The following is a 9,945-nucleotide window of genomic DNA, read 5'->3' on the forward strand; positions in this document are numbered from 1 at the left end:
ATCTACGAGGTTCCGAAAATCTCTGTCTCCTCACCGAGATTCGTCCCGAAAAATTACGTTTTCGAGGGAAGAATTAGCGTTGAAAATGCAACGATACTCGTATACGTTGACGGAATGCTTGTGAAAGAAGTTACAGCGAAAAACGGTACTTTCGAAGTTCCGCTCAATCTAACCGAAGGGGAGCACGAAATAAGATTCTACTACCCCGGTGAAGAATTTATCAAACCGGCTGAGGCTAAAATCAAAGTTTACTCCGGAGACTTTGTTATCGAAAGCGAGGTGGCAGAAGTTGGTAGGGGTTTCAACCTCAGCGTTAAAGTTGGTGGAGCAGACTATACTGGAGAAATCTTCATCAACGGGAAGGAGCTTTTCGTCGAAAACGGTAGGGTTTTCGTTCCAGTAGCCTTCGAAAAAGCCGGATACCACGAGCTCAACGTATCCATCGGGGAGTTTAAAACGAGGATAAAGGTTAAAGTTATGGACAGAATTTACGTAGAGCTTGAAAACGACAAGCTTAAAGTTTTCGACAGCTTTTCAGGTTACAACGGAGAGATTATCGTGAACGGAAAAAAAGTTAGAGTTGAAAACGGCTACGCTAACGTAAACTTCTCCTGGGAGTACCACGTTATTTTTCAGGGAGACGAATTTCACTACCCGGCTGAGTTCAAAATAAAAAGATCCCCTCCTTGGTATCTCCTTCTACTCCCCTTTCTGAGCCTCCTAATTTTGTTCAAAAAACCGAATTTCGGAATCGAGTTCCTTAAAGAGGAAAGAGACTTGCCAAACATTTGGAAGGTTAACGAGGAGGTCTCTTTCGTTACTGTAAACTGTAACGCATGGATGAACGGAAGAGTTGTTGTTTCACCACTAATTTTTGAGAGGAGAGGAAAATACGAAGTGGTTGCTTTGAAGAGGAGAGTGTTCGTGACCTTTAAAAAGAGCTACGAAGTTGAAATTGTCGATGACTACGGAGAAGCTGTCGTGAAGTTGCTCGAAAAGCTGGAAAGCACTCTTAAAAGCCAAGGACACAAAACAGAGTGGATGACCGCAAGAGAAATCGCAAGTCTTCTCGGTTTGAAGGACGAAGAATTCATAAAGATATTCGAAGACTACAGATACGGGAAAAGAAAAGGATACAGAAGAGAGGATTTCGTTAGAGTTTGGAGGAACGTAAGGGGTGTCATAAGTTGATAAGAGCTCTGATAGTGGCAGCGATATACGCTTTAGCGTACTACTACCTAAAATGGAACGAACTGCTCATTGCGATGGTATTTTCGGTCCTGTATTTCGCTATAAAAAGAAGTTTTCGCCATCTCTTCATGCCCCCGGCAGTTTACTATCTTCTCGTTCCGATCGCAAAGCAGCTGAACTTCCCCCTGCCCAATGAAATAATACTTCTGCTCTTTTCTCTCGCCCTTCTCAGAGTCGATTTCGGAAAGTACCAGAGCTTTTCAATAGCGACTTCGGTTATCCTTCTCCTTCTCTCCGGATTTTTCCTCAAAGATAAGTTACCCTTCGGGAATTACTTCTTTTTGCTAATCGTAGCTTTGACAGCTGTGATCTTCGTCACCGTTCTCTTTCCAGAATTAAGCGGAAAACTTGAATTCCTCAGGAATTTGAGGGGAACGGTACTCCTTCTCTCATTTGCTATCGTCATTTACTCATCTCTGAGGGATTTAATTCCGCTTCCGCCGATGAGAGATTTCGCTGACTGGATAGTCGTTTCTCTGCTCGTCCTCAAAACTGTGTCGGCAATTAGAAGCGAAATCGTTGAGGAAGAATTAATCAAAGAAGTCAGAAGGTTTGAAGGAGACGTCGAAAGAATAAACAACGCCGAGAGGCTATTTCTCGATTTTGGCGTCAAAGACCGACTGATATTCAGTCTATCAGAAGTTCTATTCAAGTCGGGTTTTAACTCTGAGGAGGTGGCTGAAATCCTCAAACCGCTTATTTACTATTCGGACAGAAAAATTCCGAAGTACGCTTTTTCTTGGGAGAAGAAAAGAATTGAGAGAGCAAATAGAAAGAGGAGAGAAGAGGTAATTAACGAAATTAAGAGGAGGATGGAGGAGATTAGATGATCAGAAACGTGTGTGAAAAAATAGTTGAAGAAGTTAAGAAAATTTTCGTTTCGAGTAGCGATGTCGTTGAGAAAACGCTTGCAGCAGCATTGTGCAACGGCAACGTTCTCTTCGAAGACTATCCCGGTTTAGGAAAAACTCTGCTCGCAAAAGCTTTCGCAAGGGTTATAGGAGCTGAGTACAGAAGAATACAGTTCACTCCAGATTTATTGCCAGCAGACATAACTGGAACCAAAGTTTTCAGGAACGGAAGATTCGAACTCGTCAAAGGGCCGATTTTTACCAACGTCCTTTTAGCTGACGAAATCAACAGAAGCCCGCCGAAAACCCAAGCTGCGTTGCTTGAAGCTATGGAAGAAAGGCAGGTAACCATAGAAGGAGAAACTCTAAAGCTTCCGGAACCTTTCTTCGTCATAGCCACTCAAAATCCTATAGAGCAGGAGGGGACGTATCCGCTTCCGGAGGCTCAGCTCGACAGGTTTTTGATAAGGTTAAAGCCCGGTTATCCGAAGAGCGTTGAAGAGGAGATGGAGATTTTGAGGAGAAGAATTTCGTGGAAGAAAGACGATCCGACAGATGAAATAACTCCAGTGGTTTCTCTTGAAGAGTTTAGGAACATGCAGAGGTTCGTTGAAGAGATTTTCGTTCACGAAGACGTATTAAGGTATATAGCGGAGATCGTCAGGAGAACGAGAGAACACGAGATCGTGGAGATAGGGGCAAGTCCGAGGGGTGCTTTAGCTTTGATGAAGATGACCAGAGCTATAGCGGCGATAAACGGGAGAGATTACGTAATTCCCGATGACGTTAAGCTTGTAGCTAAGGAAGTCCTCTCCCACAGAATAATTCTTAAGATAGAGTATGCCGTAGAAGGTTACAGCGGGGAAGATGTTGTAGAAGACGCTTTGAGAGAAGTTGAGGTGCCGAAGGTGGTTAGATGAAATTCGCTATAGTTAGCGTGGGAAACGAGCTGCTCAGAGGAGATATAGCCAACGACAACGCAAAGTACATGGCTGAAAAGCTTACAGATCTTGGACACAGAGTTGAGAGAATAGTTGTCGTCCCCGATAAGGTTGATGACATCGTTGAAGAGCTCAGAAGACTTTTGAAGTACGATTTTATCTTCGTAACCGGAGGATTGGGAGCTACCCACGACGACGTTACGGCTGAAGCGATAGCTAAGGCACTGAACAGATCCCTCGTTCTTGATGAGAATGCGGTGAGACAAGTGAGGAGGTGGACCGACAAGAGAGAGGTCGTGGAGAAGGTTGCAAGGATTCCAGCGGAGAGCGAAGTCGTTCCAAATGACGTCGGAGTGGCTCCAGCGTTTATAGCGGGAAAAATAGCAGCTCTACCTGGAGTTCCCGCCGAGATGAGGGATACTTTCGAAAAGATCATAAGAAGGTTCGAGAAATTGGACGTCTACGAAGAGGAGGTTATCGTTGAAGGTAAAGAAGAGGACATTCTCGAAAAGATAAACAGCGTTGTTGAAAAGTTCCCGGACGTTGAAATCGGTTCGTATCCAAAACCGGGTTACGTGGTTTTGAAGTTTAGAGGAAAGAAGGAGAGAGTCGTTGAGGCTAAAAGGGAGTTCCTCTCATGAAACCCTTCGTTTTCATCAACGTTGCCGCAAGTGTTGATGGAAAGATAAGCAATGAGAGAAGGGTTCAGCTGAGGATTTCGTCGAAGGAGGACATGGAGAGAGTGGACAGACTTAGAGCTGAGAGCGACGCAATAATGGTTGGGATAGGAACAGTCTTGGCAGACAATCCAAGACTGACCGTGAAAAGTGAGGAGCTGAGAAAAAAGAGAGTTCTTGAAGGTAAACCGGAAAATCCTTTGAGAGTTGTTGTAGACAGCAGAGCGAGAATTCCAGAAGATGCCTTAATTTTAAGTGGCGAGGCTGAAACTCTTTTGGCTGTGTCGAAAAAAGCTGAACTCGATAGATTGAAAAAACTTCAAGAGAAGGCTATGATTTTCGTATCGGGAGAGGACAGAGTCGATTTGCGCGAACTCATGGAGTTTCTTTACCACATAGGTGTTAGAAGGTTAATGGTCGAGGGTGGTGGGGAGCTGATAGCTTCCCTCTTCAGGGAAGGGTTGGTTGACGAAATCTACGTATACTACGGAAACATGATAATAGCCGGGAAAAATTCGCCAACGATAGCCGATGGGAAAAGTTTAGATGAGCCGGCTGAACTCGAATTACTCGAAGTTAAAAAGCTCGGAAGCGGAATCCTTACGAGATGGAGGGTAAAAAGAAAAAGATTTAATTGAATGATCGATCATTTCCTTCCCATGAAGGTGTATGTCGTAGGACACATGAATCCCGACACCGACTCAGTTTGCTCCGCGATAGTTTTCTCGTACCTTTTGAACAAGTGGAGGGAAAAGGACGGTCTTGTTAAAATAGAAGGAGAAGCTGTTCCCGCCATTCAGGGCGAACCAAATCCAGAGACGAAATTCGTTCTTGAGAAATTCAACGTTGAAACGCCGGAGATTATCGAAGATGTCGAAGGAAAAACCATCGCCTTGGTTGACTTCAGCGAAAAAGCGCAGGCTCCGAAGAACATAGAAAAGGCTGAGATAATTGCTATAGTCGACCACCACAAAATAGGAGATGTCACGACACCAAATCCAATCCTCTTCGTGAACTTGCCAGTGGGATGCACAGCCACTGTTCTTAAAAAGCTATTCGACTGGAGTGGAGTAGAAATTCCGAAAGAGCTTGCCGGACTTATGTTGGCTTCGATTTTAAGCGATACGGTCATTTTCAAATCAGCCACGACAACGGAGATGGATAAGGAAGTTGCTAAAGAGCTTGCGGAAATAGCTGGAATTGAGAACATCGAAGAATTTGGCATAGAAGTGAAGGCTAAGCTTTCAGCTGTAGACGAGTTGTCAGCGAGGGACATAATTCTGAGAGACTTCAAAGACTTCGACATGAGCGGAAACAAGGTGGGAATCGGTCAAATAGAGCTCGTGGACTTAAAGCTAATCGAAGGTAGAAAGGAGGAAATCCTCGAAGAACTCAAGAAGATGAAAGCAGAGGGAGGATACCACACCATAGCGCTAATGCTTACGGACATAATGAAAGAAGGGACCGAGCTTCTCGTCGTTACTGACGATGCGAGCGTCATAGAGAAGGCTTTCGGCAAGAAGGTTGAAGGAAATTCGGTCTGGCTTGACGGTGTGATGAGCAGAAAGAAGCAAGTCGTTCCACCTCTTGAGAACGCATTTTCTTCGTAATTTTTTATTTATTGGTCGTTATTTTTAACTAAAAGTCACGTATTTTAAAAAATCTAAGAGTACTTTACATTTCTTGTAAAACAATCGAAGTTGGGATTTCGATTAATATTGGAAAGTCAAATCTTGATTAGGCAAATCATCTAAAAGTGTAAATTCATTATAGAAATACCGTTTTATCTATTTATATGCGGAGTTACATAGATATTAATTGGGGGTGATGTGAAATGGCGGATGTCGTAACGCTGTTTGTAATTCTTGGAGTGCTTGGAGGTATAGTGAACTTGTTGTTAGCGTACATTAAAAAGTGGGAAGTGCTCGGAGTTTTAACTTTAGCGGCTGCATTCCCAATAATCGGTGTTACTCTCCTTGATGCGATATACGGAAACATGGGGTTCTTTGCAGCAGTGATCGCCTTCGCTGGAATCGTGACGATCCTCGTGATGACCGTCGCAGCGGTCAGCATCGCAGGAATACAAGCGATACTCGGAGTGGAAGAGAAAGAAGAAGTCAGTTCTTAAATTTTTTAAATTTTTTGGAGGTTGATAAATGAAACATGTAACAAGAGCCCTACTTTTGTTTGTTTTTATAGTTCTCGTTTTTATCTCCGCTATTTTCACATTGCGTGCTTTGGGAGAAGAGTACTATCCCGGGATTCCCGACAGTCTTCTTGGCATAAAGGGATTATACGGATACGACAGAAACGAAAAAGTGATAATTAGAAACGAACCGGATTTTCTGGGGAAAGAGTACTGCAAAAACTGTCACGAGGAGATTTACGAGAAGAGCTTGAAAGGTAAGCACGACTTCGAGTGCGAAACTTGTCACGGAGCCGGGAGAGGTCATCCAGATAAGGACTTGAGCGTTGAAAACACGAGGGATTTCTGCCTAAATTGCCATAAGCCGGTGATAGCAAGACCTGACTTCAGCTTGGTTTACGACTGGGAAACTCACGGTTATCCAGATAAGCCTTGCACGGTTTGTCACGACCCGCATCATCCGTGGTTCGGGTGATGAATATGATTTCCCGAAGGGAATTTCTGAAGAGTGGAATAAAGCTTGCAATAATTTTAACGTTACCCGTATCTTCAGCTAAAAGCGAGAAGTACGTTTACGTAATAGATGCATCCCGTTGCATAGGCTGTGGAAGCTGCGTTAGAGCTTGCAGAGAAGAGAACAACGTGCCAGAAGGAAAGTACAGAACGTGGGTGGAAAGATACGTTGTTTACATGAACGAGGGGATAGAAGAAGTCTACGTTGAATCTCCCGAAGGGGGGGAGCACGGATTTGAAGATCTGGATTTCAGCGATAAAGAAGTGTTAAGGGCATACTTCGTTCCCAAACTCTGCATGCACTGCGAAAAACCTCCCTGCGTTAAAGTCTGTCCGGTCAACGCAACATGGTTAACGGACGACGGTTTCGTTTTGATCGACGAAGATCACTGCATAGGATGCAAGTACTGCATTCAAGCATGCCCCTACGGAGCGAGGTACTTCCACGAGGAGAAACATGTCGTAGATAAGTGTACGTGGTGCTACCACAGAGTTAAGAGAGGTATGAAGCCAGCATGCGTCCACGTTTGCCCAACTGGTGCGAGAATTTTCGGAAAGATCGACGATAAGGAAATAGAGGAGAGACTGAGAGATCCGACGATAAAAATCCTGAAACCCGAGCTGAACACGAGACCAAAGGTGTTCTATCAGAAAATCGGTTGGGAGGTGTGGTAAATGAGCGAAGCTTTCGGCTATGTTTATCCGAATCACGAAGTCTTCTGGGGAATACTCATCGTAATATATCCGTACTTCGTCAGCATAATCACAGGAATGGTTACTATTTACGCTATAAGCGAGTTCTGGAGGAAAGAGCTGAAACCTTTGGAGAAAATGATTCTCGTAGGAACTTTTCCCTTCGTGCTTTCCGCTTTACTCCCCCTGCTGTTAGACCTCGGACAGCCTCAGAGGGCTTTTGAAATCTACGTAACTCCCAATTTCTCCTCGGTGATGGCAGTTTTCGGTATAGTTTACCTGACAGAGCTTTTCGCCATACTCGGGGAGCTGTGGTTCGTCTATAGGGTCGATTTCATCTGGTGGTCTCAGACCGAGAGAAATCCAATAAAGAGGCTGATTTACAAAATACTTACCCTCGGGGTTTACGATATAAGCAAGAAAGCGATAGAAATAGACCACAAGGTAATAAAAGTTCTTACGTTCGTCGAGCTTATAGCCGCATGGTGTCTCAGCTACGTTTCGTTCCTCTTCGGAGTCGTTAAGTCAAATCCATGGTGGAACACAACGATTTTGCCTGTTAGTTTCGTCTTCGGAGGATTGGCTGCCGGAGGAGCTATGGTTCTCATACTCTACCTTCTGTTCTCCAGCTACTACGGAAAGAGGGTAGATGAGAAAATCATCGACATAATATCCAACTACGTCTTCTTCTTCCTCCTCGCAGCATTCGCCTTGGAAATGATAAACACGATCCTCTACGCCTACAAAGAGGACATAGCTTGGGCAGTAATAAGAATTACATCTACTGAGCTTGCCGTTCCGATGGCTATAGCCGTTATTGGATCTCTTGAAGCTTTGCTCTTCCTCAGATACTCAAGGATGGTTAGCGGAGCGCTTAAACAAATAATGGTCGTTATAGCAAGCATATCCGTGCTAATAGCAGTTTTCGCACTGAGATGGAACATGGTAATCGGAGCCCAGCTTGTAGATTACAGTTTGAGAGGCTACGTCTCCTACACTCCGCCACTCTTCGGAAAAGAGGGGATACTTGCTGCACTCTTTGTCATAGCGGCACCTTTCGTAATAATGGCAATCGTAAACTACTTCTTACCACCCTACGAAAAAGAAGTTAAAGAAACTGAAATTTCGAGACCAACGACTTCAGTGAGCGAGGCATGAAGTGGAAGTGTCCGTTTTGCGGTTATGAAAACGAATCGGAAAAGCTTGTATGCGAAGTATGTGGAAAGCAGTTTAAGTGGAAGAAAGGAAAGCTCGTAGAGGTTAAAAAACGTCCTCCAGAGTTCTGGATTTCAATTTTTATTTTAACTTTCGCAATAATATTCAACGCCGTTTTGATAGGCGTTGAGTACGCAAGCGATCCCAAGATTTGCACTTCCTGTCACGAAATGGAGAAGTACTTCGAAAGCTGGAACGAATCTACGCACAAGGGAATAAAGTGCTACGAGTGCCACTACGGCAGGGGAGTTCTAAACTTTTTGCGAGGAACATATCATTCTCTGTCCGTTCTCCAGCCAAAGGTGCCTCCTTACGTTAATTTACCAGCAAACATTTCCAGCGAAAATTGCTTAAGTTGTCACGACGATATCGAGAAGATAAAGTACATACAGTACGGAGAGATAAACTTCAGCCACGTCAACCACTTAAACGGCTACAAAAGGGGTTTTCTAAAATTGGAATGCGTGAGCTGCCATAGAGAGATAGTTATTGGCAGCCATATTGCCGTGAAAAACTCCACATGCTTCGTCTGCCATTTCTACGAAACTCCTGAAGGAGTTCCCATCAGTGGCTGTCCCTCATGCCACAACTACCACGATATAGAATTCGTTGTAGGAAACAGAACTTTCAAACATTCGGTTCACGTGGAGAGGGGGATAAAGTGCATATTCTGCCACGAAAAGACGTACGTGCTCATAGGAAAAATGGAAACCAAGTGCAAAAAATGCCACGTTAGAGAAATAAACGCCACACTGCCAGATTTAACCATGCATGGCATACACGTTAACAAGCTCAAGCTTGATTGCTTACAGTGTCACCCAGATATCGTGCACAAACCGATAGTCAGCGAGGATAAGTGCAAAACCTGCCATCCAAGCATAAAGTATGAAAAGGAGGAGAAAAAAGAGGAGAGAAAGAGAGAGGAGGCAAAGAAGGAGAGGAAAGAAGGTGAGAGTGTCGTTATAGTTCCATGATAAATTTTGATTTTTTTACGCGAAAGATTTATAATCTATCTCACCATCACAAGATTTAAATTTCCAGAATCAGTTTTCCCGATTGCTCCCCGAATAAAAACCAAACTGTTGTGAGACTATGATGCTGGAGAAACTTGAGGAAAGAAAAGAGCAACTCGAAAAGGAACTCCAAAACTATATTGCAAAAAGGGACGAGCTAAACAAGTTGTCCAAGGAGTATGCTCAGAAAAGAGATGAGCTAAATTCGCAGGTTAGGGAACTTTTATCGAAAGTCAGAGAATTAAAGCAGAAGAGGGACGAGTTCAACAGCAAGGCAAGGGAAATACGGGCGAAAAGGAAGGAGTTGTACAACGAAATAGACAGGCTTTACAAAGAGCTCGACAGAGTAAGGAGAAGTATAGACAGAGGCGGAAGACCGCTGGGAGAAATAGAGAAGGAGATTAGAAGGTTGGAATTCAGGCAGCAGACGGCTGTTTTAACGATAGAGAGAGAAAGAGCTTTGGTTGAAAGGATTGCCAGATTGAAGAAAGAGCTTGAAGAGAGAAAACAGCAGTTAGAAAGACACGAAGAGTTCAGAAAGCTCATTTCAAAAATTAGAGAGCTGAAAGAAGAAGTTAGAAAACTTACCGAAGAGATGAACAGCTACGTGAGTGAAGCAGATAAGTATCATGCGGAGATCGTAGA

At 43.9% G+C, this 9,945-nt stretch carries 12 protein-coding genes; all 12 read left to right on the forward strand.

From position 1 onward, the window contains the following. On the forward strand, positions 1-1,191 hold a 1,191-nt coding region (locus F7C14_RS09920; protein WP_290902428.1), incomplete at its 5' end, for a hypothetical protein. After that, positions 1,188-2,081, forward strand: coding sequence for a hypothetical protein (locus tag F7C14_RS09925; RefSeq protein ID WP_290902430.1), 894 nt, complete (start codon positions 1,188-1,190; stop codon positions 2,079-2,081). The genes F7C14_RS09920 and F7C14_RS09925, both read left to right, overlap by 4 nt. Continuing rightward, the gene (locus F7C14_RS09930) at positions 2,078-3,022 is read left to right on the forward strand and encodes a MoxR family ATPase (RefSeq protein ID WP_290902433.1); all 945 of its coding nucleotides are present in this window, start codon (positions 2,078-2,080) and stop codon (positions 3,020-3,022) included. The genes F7C14_RS09925 and F7C14_RS09930 overlap by 4 nt, the downstream gene beginning before the upstream one ends. Continuing rightward, positions 3,019-3,684, forward strand: coding sequence for a molybdopterin-binding protein (locus F7C14_RS09935; protein ID WP_290902435.1), 666 nt, complete (start codon positions 3,019-3,021; stop codon positions 3,682-3,684). The genes F7C14_RS09930 and F7C14_RS09935 overlap by 4 nt, the downstream gene beginning before the upstream one ends. Beyond that, entirely contained in the window at positions 3,681-4,358 is a 678-nt protein-coding gene (locus F7C14_RS09940) for a 2,5-diamino-6-(ribosylamino)-4(3H)-pyrimidinone 5'-phosphate reductase (RefSeq protein WP_290902437.1), read from the forward strand. Before F7C14_RS09935 ends, F7C14_RS09940 begins: the two co-directional genes overlap by 4 nt. A gap of 21 nt (positions 4,359-4,379) precedes the next feature. Beyond that, positions 4,380-5,330, forward strand: a complete 951-nt coding sequence (locus F7C14_RS09945; RefSeq protein ID WP_290902439.1) for a manganese-dependent inorganic pyrophosphatase — start codon at positions 4,380-4,382, stop codon at positions 5,328-5,330. A gap of 224 nt (positions 5,331-5,554) precedes the next feature. Next, the gene (locus tag F7C14_RS09950; protein WP_290902441.1) at positions 5,555-5,848 is read left to right on the forward strand and encodes a hypothetical protein; all 294 of its coding nucleotides are present in this window, start codon (positions 5,555-5,557) and stop codon (positions 5,846-5,848) included. 28 nt (positions 5,849-5,876) lie between these two features. Next, positions 5,877-6,341 carry a hypothetical protein gene (locus tag F7C14_RS09955; RefSeq protein ID WP_290902443.1) on the forward strand — a complete coding sequence of 155 codons (465 nt, stop codon included), beginning with the start codon at positions 5,877-5,879 and terminating at the stop codon, positions 6,339-6,341. Between the two features lie 5 nt (positions 6,342-6,346). Further along, positions 6,347-7,054, forward strand: a complete 708-nt coding sequence (locus tag F7C14_RS09960; protein ID WP_290902446.1) for a 4Fe-4S dicluster domain-containing protein — start codon at positions 6,347-6,349, stop codon at positions 7,052-7,054. After that, complete coding sequence (gene nrfD / locus F7C14_RS09965) at positions 7,055-8,230, forward strand: NrfD/PsrC family molybdoenzyme membrane anchor subunit (RefSeq protein WP_290902448.1); 1,176 nt, start codon at positions 7,055-7,057, stop codon at positions 8,228-8,230. Next, positions 8,227-9,261, forward strand: a complete 1,035-nt coding sequence (locus F7C14_RS09970) for a NapC/NirT family cytochrome c (RefSeq protein WP_290902450.1) — start codon at positions 8,227-8,229, stop codon at positions 9,259-9,261. The genes nrfD and F7C14_RS09970 overlap by 4 nt, the downstream gene beginning before the upstream one ends. A 118-nt stretch (positions 9,262-9,379) precedes the next feature. Then, positions 9,380-9,945: hypothetical protein (locus F7C14_RS09975; protein WP_290902452.1), on the forward strand; the 566-nt coding region annotated here is incomplete at its 3' end.

Origin of the sequence: Ferroglobus sp., from assembly GCF_015521575.1 — an archaeon.
Classification (GTDB): Archaea; Halobacteriota; Archaeoglobi; order Archaeoglobales; family Archaeoglobaceae; genus Ferroglobus.